The organism is Pedobacter sp. P26 (assembly GCF_050632135.1).
GTDB lineage: Bacteria > Bacteroidota > Bacteroidia > Sphingobacteriales > Sphingobacteriaceae > Pedobacter.
The window spans coordinates 3,925,923-3,952,719 of the sequence record NZ_CP192574.1 but is presented as its reverse complement, the minus strand read 5'-3'; the positions used below and the strand labels follow the sequence as shown (position 1 = coordinate 3,952,719).

Annotated in this window: 31 protein-coding genes and 2 tRNA genes; 19 read left to right on the top strand and 14 right to left on the bottom strand. The window is 38.1% G+C overall.

All coding sequences use genetic code 11. The annotated features are described in order from the left end of the window. Positions 1 to 68 precede the first annotated feature (68 nt). Positions 69 to 614, top strand: a complete 546-nt coding sequence (locus ACQ86H_RS18305; RefSeq protein WP_431292038.1) for a peroxiredoxin — start codon at positions 69 to 71, stop codon at positions 612 to 614. 1,633 nt (positions 615 to 2,247) lie between these two features. Here ACQ86H_RS18305 and ACQ86H_RS18300 read toward each other — a convergent pair. Then, positions 2,248 to 3,339: an AI-2E family transporter gene (locus ACQ86H_RS18300; protein WP_431292037.1), complete on the bottom strand. Its 1,092-nt coding sequence runs from the start codon at positions 3,337 to 3,339 to the stop codon at positions 2,248 to 2,250. 185 nt (positions 3,340 to 3,524) lie between these two features. On the opposite strand from ACQ86H_RS18300, the gene ACQ86H_RS18295 reads away from it, so the two are divergent. Both ACQ86H_RS18295 and ACQ86H_RS18290 read left to right on the top strand, forming a co-directional pair. Next, complete coding sequence (locus ACQ86H_RS18295; RefSeq protein WP_431292036.1) at positions 3,525 to 3,782, top strand: alpha/beta hydrolase-fold protein; 258 nt, start codon at positions 3,525 to 3,527, stop codon at positions 3,780 to 3,782. Continuing rightward, complete coding sequence (locus ACQ86H_RS18290) at positions 3,782 to 4,342, top strand: alpha/beta hydrolase (RefSeq protein WP_431292035.1); 561 nt, start codon at positions 3,782 to 3,784, stop codon at positions 4,340 to 4,342. Before ACQ86H_RS18295 ends, ACQ86H_RS18290 begins: the two co-directional genes overlap by 1 nt. Positions 4,343 to 4,348: 6 nt before the next feature. Here ACQ86H_RS18290 and ACQ86H_RS18285 read toward each other — a convergent pair whose 3' ends face one another. Next, entirely contained in the window at positions 4,349 to 4,711 is a 363-nt protein-coding gene (locus ACQ86H_RS18285) for a response regulator transcription factor (RefSeq protein ID WP_431292034.1), read from the bottom strand. 352 nt (positions 4,712 to 5,063) lie between these two features. Between ACQ86H_RS18285 and ACQ86H_RS18280 the strand changes: the two genes are divergently transcribed. Next, complete coding sequence (locus ACQ86H_RS18280) at positions 5,064 to 5,318, top strand: hypothetical protein (protein ID WP_138823181.1); 255 nt, start codon at positions 5,064 to 5,066, stop codon at positions 5,316 to 5,318. Between the two features lie 456 nt (positions 5,319 to 5,774). Continuing rightward, on the top strand, positions 5,775 to 6,746 hold the full coding sequence (locus tag ACQ86H_RS18275; protein WP_431292033.1) for an ROK family protein: 972 nt from the start codon (positions 5,775 to 5,777) through the stop codon (positions 6,744 to 6,746). A 19-nt stretch (positions 6,747 to 6,765) separates the two neighbouring features. On the opposite strand, the gene ACQ86H_RS18270 is transcribed toward ACQ86H_RS18275, so the two are convergent. Beyond that, the gene (locus ACQ86H_RS18270) at positions 6,766 to 7,320 is read right to left on the bottom strand and encodes a lipocalin family protein (RefSeq protein ID WP_431292032.1); all 555 of its coding nucleotides are present in this window, start codon (positions 7,318 to 7,320) and stop codon (positions 6,766 to 6,768) included. A 317-nt stretch (positions 7,321 to 7,637) separates the two neighbouring features. Here ACQ86H_RS18270 and ACQ86H_RS18265 point away from each other — a divergent pair, with 317 nt between their 5' ends. Next, positions 7,638 to 8,177 (top strand): hypothetical protein, encoded by a 540-nt coding sequence (locus ACQ86H_RS18265; RefSeq protein ID WP_138823187.1) that lies wholly within the window; start codon positions 7,638 to 7,640, stop codon positions 8,175 to 8,177. A 129-nt stretch (positions 8,178 to 8,306) separates the two neighbouring features. On the opposite strand, the gene ACQ86H_RS18260 is transcribed toward ACQ86H_RS18265, so the two are convergent. Further along, complete coding sequence (locus ACQ86H_RS18260) at positions 8,307 to 9,269, bottom strand: helix-turn-helix domain-containing protein (protein WP_431292031.1); 963 nt, start codon at positions 9,267 to 9,269, stop codon at positions 8,307 to 8,309. Between the two features lie 85 nt (positions 9,270 to 9,354). Between ACQ86H_RS18260 and ACQ86H_RS18255 the strand changes: the two genes are divergently transcribed. Then, positions 9,355 to 10,338 (top strand): aldo/keto reductase, encoded by a 984-nt coding sequence (locus tag ACQ86H_RS18255; protein WP_431292030.1) that lies wholly within the window; start codon positions 9,355 to 9,357, stop codon positions 10,336 to 10,338. A gap of 386 nt (positions 10,339 to 10,724) precedes the next feature. On the opposite strand, the gene ACQ86H_RS18250 is transcribed toward ACQ86H_RS18255, so the two are convergent. Further along, positions 10,725 to 10,808: transfer RNA gene (locus ACQ86H_RS18250), tRNA-Leu, on the bottom strand. Between the two features lie 67 nt (positions 10,809 to 10,875). Then, positions 10,876 to 10,951 (bottom strand) — tRNA-Gly (locus ACQ86H_RS18245). A 500-nt stretch (positions 10,952 to 11,451) separates the two neighbouring features. Here ACQ86H_RS18245 and ACQ86H_RS18240 point away from each other — a divergent pair. Further along, positions 11,452 to 12,180 (top strand): hypothetical protein, encoded by a 729-nt coding sequence (locus ACQ86H_RS18240; RefSeq protein ID WP_431292029.1) that lies wholly within the window; start codon positions 11,452 to 11,454, stop codon positions 12,178 to 12,180. Positions 12,181 to 12,256: 76 nt separating this feature from the next. Then, positions 12,257 to 12,682 carry a hypothetical protein gene (locus ACQ86H_RS18235; protein ID WP_431292028.1) on the top strand — a complete coding sequence of 142 codons (426 nt, stop codon included), beginning with the start codon at positions 12,257 to 12,259 and terminating at the stop codon, positions 12,680 to 12,682. Positions 12,683 to 12,914: 232 nt separating this feature from the next. Here ACQ86H_RS18235 and ACQ86H_RS18230 read toward each other — a convergent pair whose 3' ends face one another. Next, positions 12,915 to 13,172 carry a helix-turn-helix domain-containing protein gene (locus tag ACQ86H_RS18230; RefSeq protein ID WP_138823197.1) on the bottom strand — a complete coding sequence of 86 codons (258 nt, stop codon included), beginning with the start codon at positions 13,170 to 13,172 and terminating at the stop codon, positions 12,915 to 12,917. Positions 13,173 to 13,957: 785 nt separating this feature from the next. Between ACQ86H_RS18230 and ACQ86H_RS18225 the strand changes: the two genes are divergently transcribed. The 9 genes from ACQ86H_RS18225 (at position 13,958) to ACQ86H_RS18185 (ending at position 20,711) form a co-directional block, all read left to right on the top strand. After that, a complete protein-coding gene (locus ACQ86H_RS18225; RefSeq protein WP_431292027.1) occupies positions 13,958 to 14,194 on the top strand; it encodes a hypothetical protein in 237 nt (78 codons plus the stop codon). A 169-nt stretch (positions 14,195 to 14,363) separates the two neighbouring features. Next, complete coding sequence (locus tag ACQ86H_RS18220; protein WP_431292026.1) at positions 14,364 to 14,639, top strand: hypothetical protein; 276 nt, start codon at positions 14,364 to 14,366, stop codon at positions 14,637 to 14,639. A gap of 263 nt (positions 14,640 to 14,902) precedes the next feature. After that, positions 14,903 to 15,187 (top strand): hypothetical protein, encoded by a 285-nt coding sequence (locus ACQ86H_RS18215; protein WP_431292025.1) that lies wholly within the window; start codon positions 14,903 to 14,905, stop codon positions 15,185 to 15,187. Between the two features lie 161 nt (positions 15,188 to 15,348). Then, on the top strand, positions 15,349 to 16,155 hold the full coding sequence (locus tag ACQ86H_RS18210) for a hypothetical protein (RefSeq protein WP_431292024.1): 807 nt from the start codon (positions 15,349 to 15,351) through the stop codon (positions 16,153 to 16,155). Position 16,156: 1 nt separating this feature from the next. Continuing rightward, positions 16,157 to 17,092, top strand: a complete 936-nt coding sequence (locus tag ACQ86H_RS18205) for a TonB-dependent receptor plug domain-containing protein (RefSeq protein WP_431292023.1) — start codon at positions 16,157 to 16,159, stop codon at positions 17,090 to 17,092. Beyond that, entirely contained in the window at positions 17,062 to 17,787 is a 726-nt protein-coding gene (locus tag ACQ86H_RS18200) for a hypothetical protein (RefSeq protein WP_431292022.1), read from the top strand. Before ACQ86H_RS18205 ends, ACQ86H_RS18200 begins: the two co-directional genes overlap by 31 nt. Beyond that, positions 17,769 to 18,209: a TonB-dependent receptor domain-containing protein gene (locus ACQ86H_RS18195; protein ID WP_431292021.1), complete on the top strand. Its 441-nt coding sequence runs from the start codon at positions 17,769 to 17,771 to the stop codon at positions 18,207 to 18,209. Before ACQ86H_RS18200 ends, ACQ86H_RS18195 begins: the two co-directional genes overlap by 19 nt. A 71-nt stretch (positions 18,210 to 18,280) precedes the next feature. Further along, on the top strand, positions 18,281 to 19,339 hold the full coding sequence (locus ACQ86H_RS18190; protein ID WP_431292020.1) for a TonB-dependent receptor domain-containing protein: 1,059 nt from the start codon (positions 18,281 to 18,283) through the stop codon (positions 19,337 to 19,339). 16 nt (positions 19,340 to 19,355) lie between these two features. Next, positions 19,356 to 20,711: a RagB/SusD family nutrient uptake outer membrane protein gene (locus ACQ86H_RS18185; protein ID WP_431292019.1), complete on the top strand. Its 1,356-nt coding sequence runs from the start codon at positions 19,356 to 19,358 to the stop codon at positions 20,709 to 20,711. Positions 20,712 to 20,746: 35 nt separating this feature from the next. Here the strand turns inward: ACQ86H_RS18185 and ACQ86H_RS18180 are convergent, their stop codons facing one another. The 3 genes from ACQ86H_RS18180 to ACQ86H_RS18170 all read right to left on the bottom strand — a co-directional run bounded on the left by ACQ86H_RS18180 (position 20,747) and on the right by ACQ86H_RS18170 (position 22,353). Beyond that, positions 20,747 to 21,040: a hypothetical protein gene (locus ACQ86H_RS18180; RefSeq protein WP_431292018.1), complete on the bottom strand. Its 294-nt coding sequence runs from the start codon at positions 21,038 to 21,040 to the stop codon at positions 20,747 to 20,749. A gap of 153 nt (positions 21,041 to 21,193) precedes the next feature. Further along, positions 21,194 to 21,619 (bottom strand): MauE/DoxX family redox-associated membrane protein, encoded by a 426-nt coding sequence (locus ACQ86H_RS18175; protein ID WP_138823211.1) that lies wholly within the window; start codon positions 21,617 to 21,619, stop codon positions 21,194 to 21,196. A 143-nt stretch (positions 21,620 to 21,762) separates the two neighbouring features. After that, positions 21,763 to 22,353 (bottom strand): hypothetical protein, encoded by a 591-nt coding sequence (locus ACQ86H_RS18170; RefSeq protein ID WP_138823213.1) that lies wholly within the window; start codon positions 22,351 to 22,353, stop codon positions 21,763 to 21,765. A gap of 320 nt (positions 22,354 to 22,673) precedes the next feature. On the opposite strand from ACQ86H_RS18170, the gene ACQ86H_RS18165 reads away from it, so the two are divergent. Then, positions 22,674 to 22,904 (top strand): hypothetical protein, encoded by a 231-nt coding sequence (locus ACQ86H_RS18165; protein ID WP_138823215.1) that lies wholly within the window; start codon positions 22,674 to 22,676, stop codon positions 22,902 to 22,904. Here the strand turns inward: ACQ86H_RS18165 and ACQ86H_RS18160 are convergent. The 4 genes from ACQ86H_RS18160 to ACQ86H_RS18145 form a co-directional block, all read right to left on the bottom strand. Further along, positions 22,901 to 23,842, bottom strand: a complete 942-nt coding sequence (locus tag ACQ86H_RS18160) for a hypothetical protein (RefSeq protein WP_431292017.1) — start codon at positions 23,840 to 23,842, stop codon at positions 22,901 to 22,903. The two genes, ACQ86H_RS18165 and ACQ86H_RS18160, sit on opposite strands and share 4 nt — an antisense overlap. 681 nt (positions 23,843 to 24,523) lie before the next feature. Further along, a complete protein-coding gene (locus ACQ86H_RS18155; RefSeq protein WP_431292016.1) occupies positions 24,524 to 24,787 on the bottom strand; it encodes a hypothetical protein in 264 nt (87 codons plus the stop codon). 200 nt (positions 24,788 to 24,987) lie between these two features. Next, complete coding sequence (locus ACQ86H_RS18150) at positions 24,988 to 26,187, bottom strand: pyridoxal phosphate-dependent aminotransferase (protein WP_138823221.1); 1,200 nt, start codon at positions 26,185 to 26,187, stop codon at positions 24,988 to 24,990. A gap of 61 nt (positions 26,188 to 26,248) precedes the next feature. Beyond that, positions 26,249 to 26,641 carry a DUF1573 domain-containing protein gene (locus tag ACQ86H_RS18145; RefSeq protein WP_138823223.1) on the bottom strand — a complete coding sequence of 131 codons (393 nt, stop codon included), beginning with the start codon at positions 26,639 to 26,641 and terminating at the stop codon, positions 26,249 to 26,251. Positions 26,642 to 26,797: the final 156 nt, after the last annotated feature.

The window sequence follows — 26,797 nt, the reverse complement described above, 5'->3', positions numbered from 1 at the left end:
TGGGTAAAGATAATTTTTGATCCGTTTGGGAAGATTAAACGTAAGTAGGAATAAATCCTTAAATAAAAATGATGAAAATAAATATAGCAGCAATTATGGTAGTTGTTTTAGGCCTGATCGGAATAAGAACTCCTGCGCAGGAATCGAAACCTAAAGGTAAAAATCCACCGCTTGAAGTTGGGAGCAAAATCCCCAATTTTACCCTTAAAGATGATAGCGGAAAAGATTTTAAAGTGAGCAACTACATCGGAAAGAAAAAACTAGTGATCTATTTTTATCCAAAAGATGAAAGTAGTGTTTGTACCAAAGAGGCTTGTGCATTCAGGGATAATTATGAGGAGTTTAAATCAACCGACGCGATGATTATTGGCATAAATTCTGGCACTGTGCAAAACCATGCCGATTTTAAGAAACACCATAATCTGCCTTTTACCCTGTTGAGCGACCCGGATAATAAAGTCCTGAAAATGTTTGGCGTTAAAGATGTGATGTTTTTAACCGGAAGAGAAACTTTTTTGGTTAATCTGGATGGGAAAGTGGCATTTAAATTTAAAGGAATGCTAAAAGGAGATGAGCATGCCAGCAGTGTTTTGGCTTTTTTGAAAAAGAAGTAATTTTTCTCGATTAATTAGAGTCCGTTTGCGTGGGCGGTTTTTTTAAAGTTTTTAATCGTAAATGGGAGAGCAAATTTGGTACAGCTATTATTGCTTCTTCCCGCTTTTCGTTTTGCTTCGCGCTCACTTCAATCGGGTCTGGGTGGCGCAGCCTGTAATAAGATTATAGGCTGGTGTTTAAGGATGAGTGAAAGTTTAGATTTTGTTCAGCACCATTGTTCAATAAACCCGAGAGTAGCGGGCATCCCGATTTAAGCACTGGTTTATATTATGTTTTGGTGGTGCTTGCTTGTTTCACAGGTTTTTCTATCGGGATAAAGCGGATAACGGGTCTGCTGTTCCCGAAAAGCCGCTAAACGATCGTTTTCAAAAAAATAATTTATTACTATGTGGCAAGTTTTTCTTTATATGGAGCGCAATTTGGTAAAGCTATTATTGTTTCTCCCCGCTTTCCGTTTTGCTTCGCGCTCACTTCAATCGGGGCTAGGTGGCGCAGCCTGTAATAATATTATAGGCTGGATGTTTAAGCACGAGTGAAAGTTTAGAGTTTTCTCAGCAACCATTGTTTAATAAACCTGGTAGCAGCGGTTCCGATTTTTCATCGGAATTAGCGAATAACGGGGCTGCTGTTCCCGAAAAGCCGCTGAACGATCGTTTTCAAAAAAAATAATTATTATATGTGGCAAGTTTTTCTTTATTTGGAGCGCAATTTGGTAAAGCTATTATTGTTTCTCCCCGCTTTCCGTTTTGCTTCGCGCCCACTTCAATCGGGGCTAGGTTGCGCAGCCTGTAATAAGATTATGGGTTGCGTGTTTAAGCACGAGTGAGATATTTTTTTAGTGAATTATCTGTTTATGCAGCAACCATTGTTTAATAAACCTGGTAGCAGCGGTTCCGATTTTTCATCGGAATTAGCGAATAACGGGTCTGCTGTTCCCGAAAAGCCGCTGAACGATCGTTTTCAAAAAAATAATTATTAATATGTGGCAAGTTTTTCTTTATATGGAGCGCAATTTGGTACAGCTATTATTGTTTCTCCCCGCTTTCCGTTTTGCTTCGCGGCCACTTCAATCGGGGCTAGGTGGCGCAGCCTGTAATAAGATTATAGGCTGGGTGTTTAAGCATGAGTGAAAGTTTAGAGTTTGTTCAGCAACCATTGTTCAATAAACCCGGTAGTAGCGGGCATCCCGATTTAAGCACTGGTTTATATTATGTTTTGGTGTGCTTGCTTGTTTCACAGGTTTTTCTATCGGGATAAAGCGGATAACGGGTCTGCTGTTCCCGAAAAGCCGCTGAACGATCGTTTTCAAAAAAATAATTTATTACTATGTGGCAAGTTTTTCTTTATATGGAGCGCAATTTGTTACAGCTATTATTGTTTCTTCCCGCTTCCCGTTTGCTTCGCGCCCACTTCAATCGGGGCTAGGTGGCGCAGCCTGTAGTAAGATTATGGGTTGCGTGTTTAAGCACGAGTGAGATATTTTTTTAGTGAATTATCCGTTTATATAGCAACCTTTGTTTAATAAACCCGGTAGCAGCGGTTCCTATTTTTCATCGGAATTAGCGAATAAGGGGGCTACAGTTACCGAAGTACTACTAAACACTCATTTCCAAAAAATAGAAAGATATTATATTAGCTGGTTGCCATTTTTTTCTTCCTCCTAAACCTTTTCACCTGCCCCATGTGTTCTGTGGGGATATTATCGCCGAGCAGTTTACCCCATGGTTTAAGTCCATCTATCCGGTCAAATATAATTTTCAATACAGCAATAAAAGGAATAGAAAGGAACATGCCAGGTATGCCCCAAAGAGCGGCGCCCATTAACACAATTACAATAGAAATAAGGGCATTGATCTGTACCTTGCTCGAAACAATGCGTGGTACAAGGATATTATTATCAATAAACTGGATCAGCGCATAAGCACCTATAATTAAGAGTTGGGTAGTAAAACCATCCTTGGTTAGGGTGGCCATTAATACTGGTAAAGCAATGGCTATAATACCGCCAATATATGGGAGCAGGTTTAATATAGCGCCGATAACACCAATTAAAATGGCATTTTGTACACCAAGGATTAATAAGGCGGCAGAGTTCATTACGGCAACAATAGAAGTTTCGATCAATAAACCTATAATATAGCTTTGGATGGCCGCTTTCGTTTCGCCCAGAATTTCTGCAACTTTTTGTTTATTTTCTTCTGAAAATACTTCGTAAATGAAGTTTAAGATCAGCGTTTTATATAATAAGATTAAAAAAGTATAAACCGGAATCAGGAAAACGACACTTAAAACCCCCATCAAACCACTTAGCGTCTGGCCGATCAAGGCTTTACTGCCATTAGCGGCATCGTTAACCATCTGCATCTGCTTTTGTGTAGAGATGCCAAAGGTTCCTTGTAACCAGCTTCTGATCTGCTCAAGCAACTGCGATAATTTCTGTTTAATGCTATCCAGGTCATCAAAAAAGTGGGCAACCTGTGAAGACAAAAAATAAAGTACGGCCGCCACCACCAGCAAACCAATGAGCATAGAAAGAATAATGCTGAGTATTTTGGGCATTTTTCTTTCGAAACGGTTGGTAAGCGGATTTAGTAAAATGGCAATTAGGGCTGCGAACGCAAGCGGCACAAGAATATCTCTCAGCACACTCATAATAAATACCGTAATTACTAATCCTAAAAGAATTACAGGCGCTTTGATGTAAAATGGGTAGGTTTTAAGCATTTTTTAGATAAGTTAACCGTTCAACAACCTAAAAGGTACTAAAATTGTTTTAAAGTTCTTAGCCGTCTAAGGAATAGGTAAGCAGGGCATGATCCTTTTTTGAGTTTCAACTCGCAGAAATGGCAAACAATAGCCAGTTATTTTATAAATTTAGCACCACATTATAATCATGATAAAAATTACCCATGAAAAATAGCTTTTTGATAACTGCCTGTTTGTTTTTGTTTAGCCATGTTTTAAGTGCTGCAGAGGTAGATACTGCCTTAACCTATAGCAAATCTATGAACAAAACTATTAAAGCTGTGGTAATTAAGCCCGATAGCTATAAAACCGGAAAAAAATTTCCGGTCGTTTATCTGCTCCATGGCGCAGGGGGAACTATGCAGAATGGGTTAAAAAAGTACCGGGGATTAAAAACCTGGCCGATCAATATCAATTTATAGTGGTATGCCCTGATGGGAATGTAACCAGTTGGTATTTCGATAGTCCGGTAGACCCCGAATGGAAATACGAAACCTATGTAGCTAAAGAATTGGTGAGTTATGTTGACGAACATTATAAAACCATTGCCGAAAAAAAGGGCAGGGGCATTACGGGTTTAAGTATGGGTGGACATGGTGCGCTTTACCTGGCTATTAAACACCAGGATGTATATGGAGCCGTAGGGAGTATGAGTGGTGGTGTAGATATTAAACCTTTCCCGAACGGATGGAATATCTCCAAAAGATTGGGTACAGAGGATGAATTTCCGGAGCGCTGGAAACAGAACAGTGTGATTGATATGATCTACCGCATTAAACCCGGATCGCTGGCAATTGCCATTGAATGTGGTACTGAAGATTTTTTCTATAAAATGAATGTACGTTTGCATGATGAACTCTCTTACAACAATATTCCCCACGATTTTACCACGAGGCCTGGTGTACATAACTGGGATTATTGGGCCAACGCGATTAAGTTTCAGAGTGTATTCTTAAGTAACTATTTTAACGCAAAGCCCTAACATTGTTTATGCAGCAAGTTGTGCGCTTACTTTATTGATGAGGTTGTCGATATCGAATGGTTTGGCGATGAAATCGTTAGGATAACAAATGATGCCTTGCATATCGCTTAAGTTATGGCTGGCCGAAATCATAATTACCGGAATGTGCAGCATTAACTGGTCTGATTTGAGCAGATTACAAAGATCCCGTCCATCCAGGGCACCTAGCATCACATCCAGTAAAATTAAATCGGGTTTAAATTCTCTAATCCGCTGCTTAAAATAACTTGCATCCATTAATCCATTTACCTGATAGCCTTCCAGTCTTAAAATTAATTCTATAACCTCTAGTATTTCCTGATTATCATCAACCACTAATATTTTTTTCATTTTCTCGTTCTCCTTCAAGTTATTGTGATTGTATTAACCTATTGTAAATAAATAACTTCTGATTGATTAACAAGGGCGGGGCTAAAAGGTTTCGATCTATTTTGACGAAAATACAACGGTCAGTTTTAGTCAGACCTGTAATCCAGTCAAAAAAATAATTAGCAGATTCTTAGTTATTCCAATCGCAGTGAAATCAAATGATGTAGCTATAATAATGTCGCTTGCATGAAAATAATACATCATTTTAAGTAAAAAATTAACTTTTAGATTACATACAAAATAAAGACTTACCATATTTTTGAGCGTTCTCGAAATCTTATTTTTAAAGCAGGAAACCGAACATTTAACAAAAATGAAATACTTAGTCAAAGAAATCAGTGACGGAAACTGTGATATCACATTATTGCCAGAAAACCTGAATGATAGAAATCTTTTAGCCGAAACTACAAAAAGCCTTCAGCACGATTATCAGCAAACTATTCAATCGCATTACGAACATGCATTGAAAAATGAAGTTCATGGCAATGCTGCATTTGTTTCCTTAAATAAAGAAGAAAGCAATTATCCGAAAAGAGTAAATGTGAATTACCAGATTATTTTAAGCTAAATTAGTTTAATTTGCTTGAGAAAGGCTTTCTTTACCATTAAAGAAAGCCTTTTTTATTTCTAAACCGGTAATGAGAATTTCGTCTACGGTCCGATTACATTAAAGGCTTTTTTCATTGGGTTAATGCTTGAATATTAGACATTTGTTTGTCATTATGAAATTAATGGCATTTGAAGAAAAACACTTTTCTTATAGCCATATTTTGAATCTTATTTTTTTATTACTTGCTTAGTATATTTGAAATGAAATTGCGTTTTTGGGATGATAACGAGGTAAGCATTAATCGATATTAAAATATTTTAAGCGGAAACCTAAAACCAAGCCTACATTTTATTTTTAGCCTGGATTAAAAAGCAAGAACAGGCTGCTGATTGATAACAGAAAGTTATAAATGCTAATCAAAAGAGCAGCCAATGCAGTAAGAGCATAAAACAACTAAACAAAAAACTCAAACAAATGATATCTTTAAACCACACCAATCTTGAACAATCTTATGCTATTGGGATTGATGTTGGTGGCTCTTCGCTCAAATGCGGTATAGTAAACCAGCAAGGCGAAATTTTGTATTCCACGCTGATTCCGCTAAAAAAAGCAAAAACTCAGGGTGCAATTATCGCACTTATTGTGGAGGCGATCCAAACCTGTGCAGCAAAAGTGAAACATCCTATTTTAGGTGTGGGAGTAGGATTTCCGGGTACGATATACAATAATAGAATTATTGCCGGTGCCGACAATCTACCGGGCTTTAAACAACTGGCCCTTGGCGAAATCCTGCAGGATGTAACCCGTTATAATATTGTTATGGATAACGATACCAATTTGATGGGGCTGGGTGAAATGTGCTATGGTGCTGCTAAAGATTGTAGTGATGTGGTTTTTCTTACTGTTGGTACAGGAATTGGCGGAGCCGTTATGATTGACAATAAACTGTATGGCGGATTCAGAAGCAGGGGGACAGAATTGGGCCATATTATTGTACAGCACAATGGCTTGGCCTGTGTGTGTGGCCTAAAAGGATGTTTGGAAGCTTATGCTTCAGTAACTGCATTATTAAAACACTATAAGTTTATTCATCCGGGCATACCCGAAAAAGATGAAGTTGATGGGCGTTATATTATAGAAAAGTACCTGGCTGGTGAAGAGTATGCTATTAAAGCCATGGAGCAGCATTTCGATTACCTGGCAACAGGTATTACCAGTTTTATCAACATTTTCAGTCCAGAAAAAATTGTGATTGGGGGCGGAATAAGTGAAGCTGGTGCCTTTTATACCAGAGAAATAGAACGCAGAATCAAAACCTTAGCCGTTCCGGTGGCATCAGCCAATGCTTTGGTTGTTCCGGCAAAATTGGGTAACAAAGCAGGTTTACTGGGTTGTGCCGCAAATGTTTTTCGAAAATTTAAAGCATTCGGTTACGTAAGCACCTAAATTATTACATTATCAGGGCTTATTTGCTGTATTCCTTATCTTGCACTGTCCAAACCAGGTCCTTGGTTTGATACCCGAGATCATTTGCTTTTCTTAAGTAATCTGCCTTTACTGCGTCTGGAATGTACTTTGTCCGGGAAAGTATCCAAAGATATTCCAGGTTATTTCCGGCTATCAGGGCGTACTGGTAATCATTGTCGATCTCAATTACATTGTACCCGGCATAGAAAGGACCGAAAAATGAGACTTTTAACCTCGCTTCGTCATTGCCCTTCACAAATTTGGCCTTTCCAATGCTTTGCTTCCATTTGTTTTTTACCGTGTCATAACCCTTATTGTCGACCTTAATAGACCCTTCATCATTTTTTGAATAGGTAGCGGTTACGTTCTTCAGGTTTTTTTCGAACTTGAAATCCATTCTGGCAATTTCGTACCAGGTGCCCAGGTATTTATCCTTTTTAAATGGCTTAACTGCTGATGCTCCCTTAGGAATTGAAACCTTACAGCTTGCATAGACTGCCGCTATGATCGCTAATGTCGCTAACAAAAGCGTATTCCTGTATTTTGTTGCCATTATTGTAATTTTAAATAATTGCAACAATGATGAGGCACAAATGTTTGAGCGCTTAAGGTAAGATTGAATTTATTCCGGTTTCGCTAAGCTTTTTGAACGTCGGCATTTTGACTGCACGCCATACAAACGGGCATATACGGACCGGACATGTTTTTATGGGGAGGTGCTGCTTTTTTACATCCTTTATAAATTGAATATTTTAGAATTATAATGTCCAGCCTACTAGTTGCTTAATAGATCTCTTTGTATGGATAGATGAAAATTTATTTTAATTCACCGACATTTGCGCTTACTTAACCAATAGCGTAAAATAGCCTATGAAATATTTATTCTTGTTTACAGCTTTAATATTCTTGCATTACAATAGCTTCAGCCAAAAGAAAAAGGCTAGAGCCGAACCGCCGCCGCCGCCAAAGGAAAGCTTAATAGAATTTTCGGAAAAACCATTCACCCTGCAGCCATATTCATTCCCTATTTTGTTTAAATGGGAAATAAATGCAGATACCACACTTAAAACGGGTACCGTTTTTAAAAAAGTAATAAAGCTTACCTATGAAAAAACAGAGGTAAACGGTTATTACAGCCAACAGGATGTTACCTTTAGAAGGTCGAAAACGGGCCTGGAAAATTCAGAACAGAAAATTCCAAAATTGATTACAAAGGTTGATTATTATGATGTAGAAATTGTAAATGGTATCGTCATATTTAAAGAGAGGGATCGCAAAGTAATGTATTTGAAAATTATATATGATAAAAACAATCGTGTAAGTCGCTTAAAAGACGTAGATGATGGAACTGTTTATAACCGCGTCAAATCAGAGGAACATCCAGTCGTTGCTCCAAAGCCTGGTAGTTAGGAACATAAGTAATGAGAAGATCATATTGATTTCATAGGCATTCAATTTCATTGTTGATCAGTAACAACTGATATTGATTGGCCGGGACGGTAATTAAAATCCACAAAGACAAAATTTAAATGCGTTCATTTAATTCTTTGTCCGGTAATCATTTGGTGTGACGCCTGCTTTTTGTTTAAATAAGCGGGTAAAATGTTGCGGGTATTTAAAACCCAGTTCGTAGGCGATTTCACTTGCAGATTTATTTCTGTCGAACAACCGCTCTTTCGCAACATCTATCACTTTTGATTGAATGTATTCCAAGGCAGATATGCCGGTTTCTTTTTTCACCAGATCACCAAAATAGTTGGGAGATAGATGCAGGACTTCGGCGCAATAAGCTACCGAAGGAAGGCCTTCGTTCTGCGGTTTGTCAGATAAAAAGTAGTTTTTCAATAAGTATTCAAACCTTTCCAGGATTCCTTTATTTGCAATATTGCGCGTAATAAACTGTCTGTCGTAAAAACGTACGCAGTAATTGAGGAGCAACTCGATGTTGGACGCGATCAGCCCTTTAGTGTGCTTGTCTATATTTTGATCGAGTTCATACTCGATTTTTGAAAAGCAATCAATCACAATACTCTTTTCTTTATCTGACAGATGAAGCGCTTCGTTTACATCATACGAAAAGAAAGAATAATCCTGAATGCGTTTGCCTAACGGGGTGCCCTTTATCAGATCGGGATGAAACAGCAATGCCCAACCTTTCGTGGCAAATACTTCTACGCCAGGTTGTACACCTATAACCTGTCCGGGTGCTATAAATATCAGGCTCCCTTCCTGGTAGTCATAGTCCCGTTTTCCATAGCGCAATTGACCATAGTCCGTTTCTTTCAAACCCACAGCATACAAACCATAGTTGAATGTTTTTGCTGGCATCGGTTGCGCTTTCGAGAGGTCGATCACCGTAATCAACGGATGTTTGGTAGTTACACCCCTCATGGTATTGTATTGTGCGATAGTGCTAATTTTTACAATATCTTCCATACCTAATTCTTTTATCGCTACAAAATTACAAGTTTCGGGTAGCTCTTTTGATACTGGTTTGCCCAATCGGTATTATTGGTACAAAAACCTGTAATCTGTGTACAAAGCAGCTTCTCATTCCTTCATAATTTTGCACTAGAAAACATACAAAATGAAAACACGACAATTAGGAGCCTCAGGGTTAGCCGTGTCCGAACTTGGTTTCGGCTGCATGGGATTAAGCGTTGGTTATGGACCGGCGATCAATGAAAACGATGCCATTGTACTTCTACAAAAAGCTTATGAATCGGGTGTTACCTTCTTTGATACTGCAGAGGTATATGGCCAAGGCACTAATGAAGAGTTGGTAGGAAAAGCACTGCGCCATGTTCGTGATAAAGTAATCATCGCGACCAAGTTTGGCTTTAAAAACGGCAAGGTTACAGATGGGGTGAATAGTCGCCCGGAACGTATCAGGCAGGTGGCAGAAAATTCACTCCGAAATCTGCAAACCGATTATATCGACTTGTTTTATCAACACCGCGTAGATCCGGATGTGCCTGTTGAAGACGTTGCCGGAACCGTAAAAGATTTGATCGCCGAAGGAAAAGTAAAACACTTTGGCATGAGTGAAGCCAGCGTGCCAAGTATACGCAACGCGCATGCCGTACAACCTTTGGCAGCCTTGCAAAGTGAATACTCCATGTTTTGGCGCGAACCCGAAAAAGAAATCATTCCATTGCTTGAAGAATTGGGCATTGGCTTTGTTCCGTTTAGCCCGTTAGGCAAAGGGTTTTTAACGGGTAAGATAAATGCAGACACTGAATTCGACAAGACCGATGCCAGGAACCTATTTCCCCGTTATTCTAAAGAAAACCGCGGAGCGAATCAAACCATTGTTGACCTTCTAACTAAGATTGCGGTCGAACATAACGCTACGCCGGCGCAGATAGCATTGGCATGGCTACTGGCGCAGAAGCCGTGGATTGCTCCAATTCCGGGGACGACAAAAGTGACCCGCTTAGAAGAAAATATAGGTGGTGCAAACCTATTTTTAAACGATGATGATTTAGCCAATATCCATAAAGCTTTGGACAACATCAGCCTTCAGGGAGAACGCTATCCCCCAAGCATGGCAGACCTGCAGGCCAGGTAGCAAGAAGTACTGCTAAATAAGTGGGATTATAGAAAGATTACCCATAAAGTAACGAACGGTAATTTCATCGAAAAAACCTTTTGAAATTAAATTCTGGCCGCAATACTCTTCTGGATTAATATTTTTTCAAAAAGATCAATATGATAAGAGCCCTCAGAAAGTTAGAACTTAGCAAGTTCAAAGTAACCGGTTAAACCTTCAGGAAGTATTAATGATAGTATTGAGCTGTCCAAAACAATAATGTCGTGCAAAATTACACAAACGTCTCAACTCCAAATTTTTTTTGCTTGGCAACTTTACAAGCATAAGCAATTGAAATTCAAAGAAAAGGGTTGCTCTTTTATGGAGCAACCCTTTTTAGATATGGGATAAATAAATCCCATCCGTACTCGGGGCGGGAATCGAACCCGCACGCCTTTGAAAGCACAGGATTTTAAGTCCTGCGTGTCTACCAGTTCCACCACCCGAGCATTAGCCTGTTCCGAAATCCTTCGGTATGTTAACTTTAAAATAAATGCCTTCGGTTAGGAAGGCATTTGGAGCGAAAGACGAGATTCGAACTCGCGACCCCGACCTTGGCAAGGTCGTGCTCTACCAACTGAGCTACTTTCGCAAATTAAATACAGCTGTTGTATTCCTTTGGGGTTGCAAATATAGAAATATAAATATCACTATCAAAAATAATTTTATTTTTTTTGCTTTAAAGATAGGTTAAGGAGCTTTTTGCACTGAAATAATGAGGAATAACTATTTTGTTTTCTATGATTTTTATCTTAAAATTTAAAGATTATCAGGTAGTTAAAAAGCAGTTTGGTAATTAGGGTTAATAGGACTAATCATACTTAAAAAATGAAATTATTTTTTCTGCGGAGAGAAAAATTAAAAAATGCCAGCTAATCAGTGCATTTGCAGCAATTGATTGTTTTTTTTGATTAATATTGGTGTATTTGAATGCAAAGTGTTTTAAGGGAGCAAGACGGGCAAAGGGAACTATAGAAGTAGAATGATATATATGGTAATGGTTGCCAGGTACAACTATGGTTTTCCCTTTGATATAATATATCAGGCTTCAGAATAGTTTAAATATGAAAGATGAGATAATAAGTTAACCGAATGAATAAACTGATAAATGCAATCATCATTATGGCGTTATGCGGTCTGTTGGCCTGCCATTCAAAAACAGCTGAGAAACAGAAGCTGGATAAGCCAGGTCCTGCTTCAGGAAAAGCTGTTGCCAAACAAAAACAAAATAATAAGCTTGAGCATGTTGATCTAATGACTTTTGTGCAATATCTTGATGACGGTGATTATTTTCAACTGTTGGCAAAAAAGGATGGTAGTACATCTAGTTTTATCAATGAAACCGACTCCACCAGAAACCTAAATCGGGGAGACCACATACAAGTTACCTGGAAGAATAGTACGGTTACCATACCTGGAGATAATGATGCTGAAATGCCGGCACAGTTAATAATTTCCATCAAAAAAACAGGTGACGGTCCGGTAACTGCATTCAGAAATACATACGGCAAAAAATTAAGATATACGTGGTCTACTGATGAGGAATTCACTTCGTCTTATCTGGACAAAGTATATTTATTGACTGAGTATTATCTCACTCAAACAAAGAATCCATTATTGCAGGCTACCATAAAAAATCGGGAGGAGTTAACTTATTCCATTGAGTCAAGGGAAAGGAATGGTCGCAATTATAAAGTAATTGGCATTGCGCCGGCAGGACCAAATGGCAGTAATGTTGTTCAATGGCTTTACGTTGGAGAAGAGGATGGGCGGATTTATGAGTATGATCTTTCTGGGGATAAACTGGTAACATTTGATTGATACCGTATTTTTTAGACCAGACGTTTTTTTATAAAGCTTATAATTGACTAACTCCAAAAACTGGTTAACATTAACAATGAACAAAATTATTTTAAAATACTGGATGATAGATTTACTAATAGGTTTCGTTTTATATGTTGCCTACAGAATTACCATTATGAATATAAGTGCTGCTGGTGAAGGCCTGTTGGCAAATATCCTGTATATTTTAGACATCATTTTAAATATAGGGCTTTCATTACTTTACCTTGCCGCAGTTGTGATTTGCTCTTTTGCAGTTTTTTTGAACTTCATCAGTAAGATAAGGAATAGTTCTCTTCTTTCGTGGCTTAGCTTTTCCGGACTGCCTATCTTACTGCTCGCGGCGCTTATTATTAGTTTATGGGTAGACGCTTATGACTTTAGCGGAAAAGTCATGACAAAAATTTTGATCTTTTCTATACTTTATCCATGTATCACTACGGTGTTATATCGTCAGTTCAGAAAAAATATACGGAACTAGATAGCGCCATTAACACGAGCGTAGTAGCTGGGTATTGAAAATAGGTTTATGGTAACTATGCCTGAAAATTTGTGTGTAAAGTGTTTTTTTCGGAATAAACATGTTTTTTTAAGACTATTGAAATACTAATCTCTACTTACAAAATAAATACGGTATTTATCGAATCAGCATAACGATCGCCTTTCAATTGCCTATAATTCACAAATATTTCATGATATCACGGAATATTATGCTATTCTAACCCAGCGTTAAAGTCTATTCCAAAATTAAAATCAAGAAGTGCTGTTGGATGGATTTTTAAACCTATAGCCAATCTCATTATAGTAATAAAACTTGGGCTGGTTTCTCCATTTTCATATTTAATAATATCTCCTGTATTAACTCCACTTCTCTTGTAAAATTCACGATAAGAAAGTTCCTGTTTCTCTTTTAAAGATTTTAAATGCTGACCGAATCTTTTCAGAATTATTTTTTCTTTCTCACTAATCATTTCATTGCTAATAAAAATATAATTAGCAATGTCTTTTATATTTTATTTAAAAACGTCATGTAATTACTTGACATTTGTATTTTTTTTATTTACATTTACGTAACGAAAAAAATAAAAACTAATAAAAGGTAAAATTAAGAGTCTTGCAACCTCAAATCTCACGCCGTTGGAGCAGGACAGCAGATTTTATCCCATTTCTTATAGCGGAATTGCTATCTTTAGCTTTCCAAAATAAGAGTGGGCTTCTGCTGTAATTCCATTTCAACGTAAGGCGTGAGAAACATTATGAGGTTATGGTTTGAGAAGCCCACTTTTTTCTCTCCATCAAGACTCATAACATACGGTCATGAGCAAGCAAAAAATAGGTTGGATTAACTGGTTGGTACTTACTGAGGTGAGTATGCCCCAATATATTATTTTAATTGTTCGCCATTTTCAAGTATTTCTTTACCAGTCTCTGTTAAGTTGTCCTTTTGATCGGCTTTATGCCTTAAAACCCAAAAATCCAGAATAACTCTTTTGATAAGGCAGGCTAACCTTAAAGGTTAATAATGATTTAGGTTTTTAATGATGAAGGCCTGCCTTATTCCTCTTTGAAGAGATTATTTGATATTCTAATAAAACTTAAGTTTTTGCAGAATTCTTTATAAAAAATAAGTGGCTTATGCTGCAATGGGATTGTTATGTCTAAATTTTTCGCCTTTTACATGCTCTTTTCTTTCATAACAAACTTTCAATGACCTAAAGTTTTACGATTCAATTTAACTAATTACGCAAATCAAATTATGAAATTCAACAATTCTTACTTGCCGCTTTTTTTCTTTTGCTGTGCATTGTTGTATGCGCCATTGGTTATGCTAACGAATGGCAAGCGTGAGCATTGTAAAGAAAAAGCATATACTAAGGCAGGAATTGGAAAACATCACAATGCAGTTAAGCAAACCGTGAAAGAAACCGATACCTGTAGTAGTGACAGCACTCTGTTTTCGGATTACTTTATGATCAACACTTTACCTTATTAACCTGTATGGCCATGCGATCTGATTAACTTTCAGAACGGTAAATATTTTTCCGCTACAAAAGCTCCTGCCGCAAAAAGGGGCGAGCAGCAGGCTGGACTGTCCCGGAAGATTCTTTCCGGGCGGCTATGCCGGCAGAATAAACGGACCATACAAACTAACCAAACTAAAAATGATAGAAAATATTTGTACAATTTTATTGCTCATTCAGCTATTTGCATGTAGTGGATTTGCACAGCAGGCGCTGCCGAAAATTACGCCTGTAGCCGTTGGAGATCAATTGCCGAAGACTTTTTGGAATTTTAAACATGTATTACTTAAACCGGGTGTACCACGTGAATATGCCCTCTCTAATGATAAGGGGGAGCTCGTAATAATAGATTTTTGGGCCAAAGTAAGCGGTTTCTTCCTGAAACGTTATAGGCTGCAAAGCCTCAAGTCCATATAAAATTGTCGGCCCTGCTTTTAAGAAAATAGGTTCCCTTAATCGTAGACGAGCTGGCAGGTTTTCTTATTTATATTTCAACTTAACCAATACTAACCATCAGCTATTTTTTGGTGTGGCAGGTTTATGCCAAAAAATTAAACAGTTTAAGGTAACCAACGCCGGTTCCGCCTGCTCCGCAAAGCAGGTACGGCAGGCTTTAGTCCGGTTTTGATGCCGGCTAAAGCTTTCAAGGTGCTAACTGCTGCTGATATAAACCAAAATTTATGAAACAAATTATTTTAACGGGCTTACTGCTTGTTTTTTCTCTTTTTTTATTTGCTCAGGAGACTATTAAGGCTTTGCATGTGGGCGATAGGGTGCCTAATACCTTCTGGACAATGCCCCGAAAATTTATGGTAGGGGGCAAGGTGGTGCCGGGAGACCTGTCGAAGTTTAAGGGCAAACTGTTGATTATAGATTTTTGGGCAACCTTTTGTATTCCGTGTATTAAGGGAATGCCGGAACAGGAAAGGCTTGCCAGGTTGTTCGGGGAGAGCTTAATATCGTAAGCGTAACGCCGGAGGGCGAAAAACTGGTTTCGGCTTTTTATTCTTCTGAAAGAAACCCCATAGGCAAGGCATTTAATTCCATTGTTGACGGTAAGGAGTTAAGTGGTTTGTTTCTGCATAACAAAATCCCGCACCTGGTGTGGATTGATAAACAGGGCAGGGTGAGAAATACCACGGAGGGTGATGCACTAACAGCGGAAAACATCAGGGCGGCTTTGTCTGAAACGTTAAGTTTAACGCCGCTCCATTACATTTATCCCAACACGGTTTTAATGATGGATGAGAACCCTAAGGGGATGCAATCCTTTAACCTGTTAATTAAGGGTGAAATACCGGGGATTTCGAATTCCATGGTCCGTTCTAATGGATCAAATACCGGATTGATCATATTTAACCATCCACTAAGGTGGATTTACAGTGTGCTGGCCAGAGCAGAGTTTAGGTGGTTTTCTGATCAGCGGATAAAGCTTGACTTTCCTGATGTAGCGGGCTTCAATAACCCATCGTTAAAAACTGAAGACCTATGGACTGTTGATTTCTGGGCACCGACAGCGAAATCAGGCTCATTAAAAAAACAGACTATGAAGTATCTGAACGAAAATTCCGGCTACTCGGCAGCGGTAAAAGTGATTAATACGCAGGTATATCAATTACGGTACGCTTCGGGGAAAGCTAAACGTGAGCTAAAGACCGGGGGTGGCAAACCGGCTAGTTTGGGCTTTCATAAAGGTTCAAGATTTATCAACCAACCGATAGCCAACCTGGTAAATGATATTCAGGACTGCGCCTTTATAAAAAATCCTGTATTAAACGATACTGGTCTGTTGTTTAATGTAGATATGGAGCTTTCAGACGTAAGGGATCTGGAGGGTCTGAATGCACTGCTGCAACCGTATGGGTTATCGCTGGTGGCTGATCATCAGGAGCTGGAAATGTTGGTAATTAGTAAAACAGATAATCTAAACTAACATGAGATACATTCTATTTATAACTGTGTTACTCCTTTCACTTAGGGCCGTTGGTCAGGATAAGTTGGCGATACAGGTTTTCAATGCTGAAACAAAAACGCCGTTGGAAGGGGTAGTGCTGAAATTTACAACAATTAATAAAATGCTGTTGAGTGATGGCGAGGGTAAAATTTTAGTGCCTGGGTACACTGGAGAATATACAATAGAAATAGGTCATATAGGCTTTGAAAAAGTATTAGTTAAGGTGAGTTTACCTTTAAAAGTCGGTTTAAAAATTTATTTGACACCTGTGGTAAAACTTCTTGATGAAGTACAGGTGCATACAGGTTACCAGACTTTGCCAAAAGAGCGCTCAACGGGATCTTTTACCACGCTGGATAATAAGCTATTGGCTCAACAGGTAGGCTCCAACATTGTTTCGAGGTTGGAGGCCATTTCCTCCGGACTGATCGTAGACAGATCTACCAACGGCGGGGGAAGGCTTATGATAAGGGGACTGAGCTCAATTCAAGGCCCTAAGGCCCCACTGATTATCCTGGATAATTTTCCTTATGAGGGCGATATCAGTAATATAAATCCGAATGATGTAGAAAACATCACGATTTTGAAAGATGCATCGGCTTCAAGTATATGGGGCGCAAGGGCGGGGAACGGGGTTGTGGTCATCACGTCAAAAAATGGAAGGTTCAACTCGAAAGTAAAGATCGATGCGAATATCAATACCAGTTTTTCTCAAAGTCCTGACCTTTCCAGATTAAAGCAAATTACTTCGGCAGATTATATTGACAATGAAATCTTTCTTTTTTCAAAAGGTTTTTATCAATCTCAGATCAATAATTCGCAACAGCCAGCCTTAAGCCCTATAGTAGAATTGTTGTTGAAAAAGAAAACGGAACGGTATCGGGTTTGGCAGCTCAAACAGAAATTGAACGGCTAAAATTGCTGGATGTAAGGGATCAGTATCAACAGTATTTTTATTCAGCAGGATTGAACAACCAGGCTTCTATAAATATATCCGGTGGGCAGGAATTATTCAAATGGTATTCTTCAGTTACCATCGATGACAACAGATCAGTAACTGATGCTGTTTTTAGAAAGTTAAATTCAAAAATGAGCATGAGTTACCGGCCATATAAAAGTATGGAAATTAGCACAGGATTTTATTATACCAATAGCAATGCACGCACTGGAAAGCCAGATTATGGTAGTATCAGTTCTGTTTCAGGAAATCTATACCCCTATGCGGAGTTTGCAGATGCAAACGGCAATGCAATTGCTCTTCCAAAGGATAGGCGTGCGTCATATCTGAATGGATTGGCCGGCGGACTTTTAGACGATTGGAAGTATTATCCGTTGACAGACTATCAGCATGTTAACAACCAGACTAAAATCGGGGATCTGATTCTTGATGCATCTTTGCAGCAAAAGCTGCCCTATGGCTTTTCTTTAACTTTAAAATACCAATATGAAAACCAGGAGCGGAAAAATACGGTTCTTAGCGATGGACAAAGTTATTTTGCACGGAACCTGGTTAACGATTTTGCCCAGTATGCAAACAATATCGTAACCTATAAAATACCAAAGGGGGAATACTGGATAATTCATTTAATTCTTTGCAGGTACATAATGTAAGAGGGCAGCTTAATTATAGCTTAAATACAACAGCGCATGTTATAGCAGGATTTGTCGGGGCCGAAACAAGGCAATCGTCGGTCAATGGGCTATCTTCCAGGTTGTATGGTTTTAGAGATGATATTATTTCTGCCGCCGTAGTTGATTATACAAGCGCATATCCTTCGCTTACCACTGGAAATAATTCGGTTATACCAGACAGGAACGGGATAGTGGCTACTAATACAAGATTTGTTTCGGTTTTTTCAAGTCTTTCTTACTCCTATAAATCCAGGTATACCTTTACGCTGAGTGGCAGAAGGGATGCTTCAAACCTTTTTGGCGTCAATACAAATGATAAATGGAATTTACTTTGGTCTGCAGGGATATTATGGGATGTATCGAATGAGGTTTTTTTAATAAAGACCTGTTTAGTTCGCTAAAGATCAGGGCAACTTATGGACTTACCGGTAATATTGATCCTACTATGGCTTCGGTTTCTACTATCGTCTACGTGGGAAATTCTACCAATACAGGACTGCCATTTGCCAGATTCAGTACCTATTCAAATCCCTCTTTAAAGTGGGAAACTTCCGCAATGACAAATCTGGGCGTCGATTTCTCGATATTGAAAGACCGCTTGTCGGGTTCTCTGGAGTATTTCCATAAAAAAGGAAAAGATTTATTTGGTATTGCAAGTTTAGATTATTCTGGTGGTGTAGGACAATCAATTGTTAAAAACGTGGCGGAGATGAGCGGAAACGGTTGGGAGATCCAGCTTAATTCGATAAATACCCCGGGCAGGTTAATCTGGAAAAGCAGTTTTAATATAAGCGGTTATAAGGATAAGATCGATAAATATTTATTGTCAAATTACCAGGGGAGCAATTTTTTGGGCCTTGCAGGTGGACCTTCAGTTTCGGGCATAATTGGAAGTCCGGTTTACTCGATATATGGTTACAGGTGGGGCGGCTTAGATCCTGCTAACGGCGATCCCATCGGTTACCTTAATGGCAATACCAGTAAGGATTATAATCTGATTACAGGGCAGGGTACACAGCTTTCTGACCTGGTTTATTATGGTTCTGCTGTGCCCAGGATATTTGGTGGTCTGGGGAACGCTTTTAAATATGGTAACCTCGAACTTAATATTCAGTTTAGTTTTAAGCTTGATTATTTTTTTAGAAGAAATTCAATTCAGTACGCTAACCTGAATACTACGGGGCAGGGCCATGCAGATTATGGATCGCGCTGGAAACAACCAGGAGATGAACTCAACACGGACGTACCTTCCCAAATATACCCCACAGTTAGTGCCAGAGATAATTTTTACAGGGGGTCAGAGGTACTGATCTCAAAAGGCGACCATATCCGGTTACAGTATATCAATATGGGGTACAGCCCAAATATCAGGTCAAAGGTATTCAGAAGTTTAACTGTTTATGCTACAGTTTCAAATTTAGGCTTGATTTGGGCAGCCAATAAACAGGGCCTGGATCCTGATTACGAAATTGGTTTAAATGGTCTAATTCCTCCTAAAACAGTTTCAATTGGCGTAAGGACAAGCCTTTAATTTTAAAATAAATTATATGAAAATATTATATCTAGTAGCTATTGTGCTGGCCATGTCAATACTTAGCTGTAAAAAGTTTTTGGATGAAAAATCTGATATGAAGCTGGCGGTGCCTGAGCGACTGGACGATCTGCAGGCTTTACTGAACAACGAAAATTTGAACAATGCTGTAGATCCGGGTGCGGCTGAGGTTAGTGCTGATGACTATTTTGTTACTGATGCAGACCTGAACAGTTTATCATCTGAGCAAAATAGGAGGCTTTATACTTGGGAGAAGGATAATTTATTTACAAGTGTAAATTTTCCCAATGACTGGGAATACCTGTACACGTTAATTTATACCGCCAATACGGTTCTGGAGAATCTTGAGAAAATTGAGCGGATTTCTTCAAACGCTGCCCAATACGACAATATAAAAGGGCAGGCATATTTTAATCGTGCGCGTGCTTACTACAATATCTTGCAACTGTGGTCTGTTGGGTATGATAGTAATACTGCGGATAACGATTTAGGGCCTGTGATAAGGGAATCGACCGATTTTAACAAAGCTTCGGTCAGGTCATCTGTGGCCAAAGGCTACAGTTATGTTCTTTATGATCTTCTTGAAGCTAATCGCTTGCTGCCAAAATTATCAGTACATGCGCTCCGTCCAGGTAGGCAGGCTTCGTTTGGCTTTCTTGCCCGTGTTTACCTCAGTATGAGAGATTACAGAAAAGCAGCTTTATATGCAGATTCATGTATTAAGGTTAAAGCTGTTTTATTGGATTATAACCTGATTAGTAATACGCCTGCATTTCCTTTTACCAGGTTCAATGCCGAGGTTATTTATGAATCTGCTGCTGCTATTCCGCAGATTCTGAATAATTCAAGAGCAAAGATTGTTGCAGATTTGATTACCCAATATGCAGATAACGATTTGAGGAAAGTTCTTTATTTTAAAAATAACAATAACGGAACCTTCGGCTGGAGAGGGAGTTACAGGGCAGGACAGGGTGTATTTCCCGGTGTTACAATTGATGAGCAATACCTCATCCGGGCTGAATGTAATGCCCGTTTAGGAAATCTCCAAAATGCGGTAGATGATCTGAATACCCTATTGATAAAACGTTTCAAAAGTGGTACTTACATTCCTTATACGGTAAATTCATTGGATATTTTAGGTGTGATTTTAAAAGAGCGTAGGAAGGAGCTTGTTATGAGGGGCTTGAGGTGGTCTGATTTAAAGCGGTTTAATCTTGAGGGAGCAAATATTACGTTGAGAAGAACTGCAAATGGAATTAACTATGAACTAAATCCAAATGATAAAAGATATGCCCTGGAAATTCCTCAGGATATTATCTCAATAAGTGGTATTCAGCAAAATCCGAGATAAAATTAGTGGGGAAAATTTCCCCACTAATTTTAAGACTATTGTTCTGGTGTGCGCTCTGCTGATAATGCAAGTATATCGCTATTGGTTTTTCCCACAAAAAAATCTTGAAGATCTGTTTGGGAGGTAACTGTTTCCGGAACTTCAATAACACAAGGTAATGGCTCATTATCTTCTGTGCACTGGGCTGAAGGTGTTGAGGTATGGATATACTTGGTGTAATCCCTTAAATTATTGCTTGCATTAGGTTGGTAGGCCCAGAAAGTAGTTGCTTTAGTTGTAAAAGCACTTTGTGTAGCGATTAAGGCCGAACCCCAAAACGAGGGCTGCAAAGCCTAAATTGATTTTTTTAACATGTTTTTTTTAGTTTGATATTCTGCTTATCAAATAGGGCTTAAGCAGCTAGCCCGGCTGTTTGTTTTTTCTTGGCCATCAATACAGCTTGTGGTTCTTATTTTTGGCCTGGCCAGATCCATTGTTTAACCTTAATCTTTGTCGCGTACCTCCAGCTTTAGTTTAATAAATAGTGAGAGAATTGCAGCGCTAAGAAAAAAAATATTGAAAATGAGGTGAGCTTTCCAGCCCATTGCTTTAATTACTCCACCACAACTGCATGGTGTTTTGGGGAAATACCCTGAAATAATGAGCACAATATATCCCGTAAAAGCGAGCATGAGTAAGAGCGATAAGACTAAGCCCAACTGATTGGTTTTTTTGATCAATAACAGTATTGCAGATAGTATTTCAATCAATGGTATTGCGTTTAATAGTACAGCTGTAAAATCTGGACTGAAAACCTGTAGATTCATTTCCTGTTTGTAAGACTGGAAGTCGGCCAACTTGCTTCCTGCTGTATATACCCAGAGCAAAATAAATGCTGCTGAAATAACCTGTGGTACCTTTGTTTTCATATCCAACTTTCTTTGCTATTCCGAAATTGGATTATTGCCTTCTAAATCGCCTCACATCCAGATGGGAAAAAACGGTAACTTTTAGAAAAAATATGACAGCTAAGTGGGTTATAATGGTATTATTTAGTAAGGAGCAACTTGAATTATTGTATATGTTTTTTGTTTTTATTCCTCATCGCACTCAGCGTACTGCTATGAATTCCCAGGTATGATGCAACATCTTTTACTGCAATTTGGCTAAAAACTGTTGGGAAAGATTCAATTAGTTTATCAAGTCGCTGGTCTGCATCGTGGATTTTTAGCGCCGTAGATATGATGATTATTTTTGCAAGTATTTCTGCGTTTATTTCGGTAATTAAAGTGGCGGATTCGCGGAATAGTTTATGTATGTTATCGGTGTGTTTATTGGGGATGCTAAGCAGTTCGGTATCTTCTGGAAATTGCATGAAAAGCTGACCTTGCACATACTTAGAGATAGATTTAAGATCAGGTAACATATCCTGGGCCTGGAAGAAAAGGATAGTAATTTGTTGCTCGTTTTCAATATCATAAATAAATAATCTTCCACTGCCTTTGGCCAGGTAACAAAAACTGCCTGGCTCCATGCTGTCAAGTGAAATTTTTTCCATTTTACTAAAATTAGTTTGGTACACCGCATAATTAAGATATGCGCTGAGGCCTACCGAAAGTTTTTGATAGGACGATAATTTGGAGAGGTATTGTTCTTTTTCCATAACCTGTTTTTAAGGGTAAAGAAATGCATATTTTCAAGTTTGTCAAGTTGCTGATCGAGCAACCTCCGGCAACCCCTTTATTTTTTTGTTTTAAAGGAATAAAAAGGCTCAGATCTGTTATATTTGAGCCATGAAATAAAAATTAATTACATATTGATATTGTAGCGACAGCTATTTTACTGTTTTAGAAAACCGCAAAACTTCAAAAGACACAGGAAAAAATAGATGGTTGCCTACGCTATGCGTGGGTGCCTGTTTATCTTGTGTCTGGGCATTTTGCGGTGCCTCTAAAGCGGATATCGGGTTAACCCACGCTTTTTATGGATAGCTTTTCCCAATCAAATCACTTTCTCCTTAATCTGCCAATTGCGGAACTTCCACTTTCTGAGAATTTTAAGCTTAGAAGTAAACTAATGGGTTTTTTTACAATTCTGGATATTATTGGAGCCAACCAAAAAGAATTACCTGAACTGGATGACTATTCAGAGCATTGGTATTTTGAATTTGTTGATTTTTTACGCAGGAAGGATTTGTTAAATCTTCTTGGTTAATATTTGTCTTCTGCAATGCCCAACATGGTGCTGATTTTTTTGATCACTTTTTGAACATCGTTTCCAACATTTCCGTAGTATGCATTTTTAAAGCTTTTTTCTGAGATGATATCTTTTTCTGCAGTACTATAGTGTTTCGTAACATATTGATGCAATGCTTTGGGGCTATGGGTGGTGATGATTCCCGCCTCAACTTGAAGGCGGATAAATATAGCAAGCTGCTTTACAGTGAAGGTTACTTTAAAATTGCTGTCTAAAATACCACCATCACTCAGGTCTTCAGCTAGGGTATCTATTGATTTGAGGTAGCTGATTTCACTTTTAATATATCTTAGTAATGATTCGTCAATATTGGGCAGATTTCTATTATATGGTATACTTATGGTTTTAAAAACCTGCCCAATGAGTTTTTTAAAGAAATGAATTAATCTATATTGATCGCTAATGCTTTCGCATTTTTGAAGTTCACGATTAAAATGGCTGCAGCAGGAATGATAAAAAGATGGGTGATTAAAGTTTAAGGAGACGAGCAGTAGGATAATCTCAGGAATATCCAAAGGTGGTGCAAATTTATTCAATGCTATTTTAAGCGACTCAAAAAAATCACGTAGATATGTAACCTGTTCGAAAGTGAAACGCCCCGGACCGCTATTAAGGTTTTCGAAGATAAGCTTAAAAACGGCGATGGTTTCATTATCGGCATCCCGTTCTTCAAGGTTTTTCAGGACCTGGCTGGAATTTTCTGCAATATTTAATAACAGTTGTTTCTGGGTGGATAAGGAAACAGGGCAACCATAGTCAAAATAATAGGGTAAATATTGCTGAAGATCTAAAACCATTTGGTTGAGTAGATTTACTATGCTACTAATTTCTTCATTTTTGTTTTTTTGACAAGCGTTAAGGTTATCCTCACCTATCATGGCTGCTAACTCATCCATTAATTGTATCAACCCTCTTTGATGTTGTCTTATATAGGCTTTTGATCTATCAGGCGCCATTTGCGTAACATTATGCTGAATGGAACTGATTATTCGTTTACTTTCCTTTTAAAATTTCATTTTGCAGTTCCTTACCGGACCATTGATATGCAGCGCCAACTTTAATGGCATCTAATATCGTTTCCCTGAAGCTGATAAGTTCGTACATCATTTATCTGGTAGCCGCTTTGCTTAATTCTAAGCTTTTATTTTCCTTTTTTGGTATTAACGTGGTAAAACGGACCGCTAACGTGGTGAAACTTAATTTTAGCAATTTTTTTTGCTGGTATTAGGATGTCATTTGATTTAAGAAGGCAGGATGGACTATTCAAGGATATTTAATGGTGAGCAATGGGATGCTTTTATGCATCATACAGAAAATTATATAGCAGGGGTTAATTATGCGAAGCTTTATTTAGATCAGTCTGGATGTCGATGATTATTAACATGAAGACAAATATTATTTATATAGGAAAATGTTGTTCTTGGCCGTAAGGTTGATGAAAGGAGTAAGGCAAAGTGAATTTGTGCTAAAATGCCAGTGCTTTTCAACAGAGCATTTAGTTAAATAAAGAATGGAATAGTAGAAAATAGGTGTTACTAACTAATTTTTTGAGTACATTTTACCTTATGTTATTCTAACTATAGTAGGTAGTTTTCGATTGCGCCAGAGATCTGGTTGATCTCGGCCACACCGAGGGAAAGGTGACTGTTTCCGGTCAATGCATGTGCGCGTTCTCCAGGATCAATCTCTTCTGCTTTGAGTAAGATCCAGTCAGATTCCTGTTTTTTTATTGCTCCTAAAATACCTCCTGAATAAACAATCTTAAAATAATCAGCTTTTGGGATAATGGTTAAGGTGATTACCTGATCATTATGGTCTATTTCAATGTTAAATGCTGTCATGATTTCAAAACCAATGCAGCCCGCTTATTGTTTTACTAAAATAGAGCCGTTATCAGATTAACTCCCATGCAACAGGAGTGAATGAATAGTTGAAATAGAGTCTTTTAATTCTGCTTATACTTTCTTAACTATTTAACCGGTTAATTGTTTAAATTGAACTAGCGCTCAACAATTAACCGGTTTAAATAATTTATATACAATTAACCTACTCTTCCGGGGTATTGCTTCAATGCTACTTCCAAACAGTCCATAGCTGCATTTAAATCATCGGTATTTAATACGTATGCCATACGAACCTCGTTTTTACCAGAACCTGGGGTAGAGTAGAAACCAGTTGCAGGGGCCATCATTACTGTTTGGTTATTATGGCTAAAATCCTCTAAAATCCATTGACAGAATTTATCAGCATCATCAATAGGGAATTTTGCTACTACGTAAAACGCTCCGCCCGGATTAGGACAGAAAACGCCTTCGATATTATTTAACCGACCAACCAAAGTATTACGGCGTAAAGTATACTCGGTATTTACTTTTTCAAAATAACTATCCGGCGTATCAACAGCTGCTGCACCGGCAATTTGTTCAACCATGCCCGGGCTTAATCTTGCCTGCGCAAATTTTAATCCTGAAGAAATAACCTCTTTATTTTTAGTAATTAAACAGCCTAAACGAGCACCACAAGCGCTGTAACGTTTAGAAACCGTATCCATAATAACCACATTTTCATCTAAACCGTCTAAATGCATGGGGGAGATAAATTCCCGTCCATCATAACAGAATTCGCGATAAGCTTCATCAGAGAATAAAAACAGATCGTATTTAACACAAAGTGTTTTTAAAGCTTCTAATTCTGCTCTTGAATATAAATAACCAGTAGGATTATTAGGATTGCAGATAATAATCGCTTTGGTTTTTTCAGTAATCAATTTTTCGAATTCAGCAATCGGTGGTAATGCAAAACCATTTTCAATGTAAGAAAGGATTGGTTTTACGACTACATTGCTCATACAGGCAAAGCCATTGTAATTGGCATAAAAAGGTTCTGGAATGATAATTTCATCACCCTCGTTTACGCAGGTTTGCATGGCAATGGTGATGGCTTCAGAGCCACCAACAGTTACCAGTATATTTTCTGGCGTAATATTGTAGCCGAGTTTATTATAGTATTCTGTCAGTTTTAAACGATATGCAAGTGTACCTTCAGATGGCGTATAAGCCCAAACATTAAAATCAATGTTTTTAATGGCGTTTAACATTCCTTCTGGTGTTTCTATGTCTGGCTGACCAATATTTAAATGGAAAACTTTTTTACCATCTTTTTTAGCTTGATCTGCAAATGGGGTTAACTTTCTGATTGGCGATGCAGGCATCTGCACACCTTTTTGTGAAATTTTTGGCATGGCACAAAAATAAAAAAGTCCCGATGAAAATCGGGACTTTTTAAATATTATCGTTTAAAAATTATTTTGAAGATGCGGCAACCGTTTCACCTTTGATATAAAGCACTTTAATTGGTGTTTTAGCATTTGAAGTAATGGTTACGGCTTTCGAAAAAGTAGAAGGACCAGCAGCAGCGTTAAATGTTACCGAAATTACACCTGTTTCACCCTTTTTTAATGGAGTAGAAGTGTATTTAGGGACTGTACATCCGCAACTAGCTTCAGCTTTGGTAATAATTAAAGGCGCTTCGCCAATGTTCGTGTATTTGAAATCGTAAGTTACTGGTTTGTTTAAAACAATTTTACCGAAATCGTGAGTTTCCGATTCGAATTTAAACTCTGCAGGCTTGGTTTGTGCATTTACTGCAACACCTAAACCTAAAACAAAAGCGAATAATACTAAGATCTTTTTCATGTTATGTGGCTGTAATTTATTTTTTAAAATTCTATAACAAATTTAATGTTTTCCTACTAAAACAAAAACTATTCCAAATATATTTTACAAATCGATATATAATTTTACAATAGAGGATAAAGGCAAACTTTTAATTTTGTATATATTTGCCGCAAC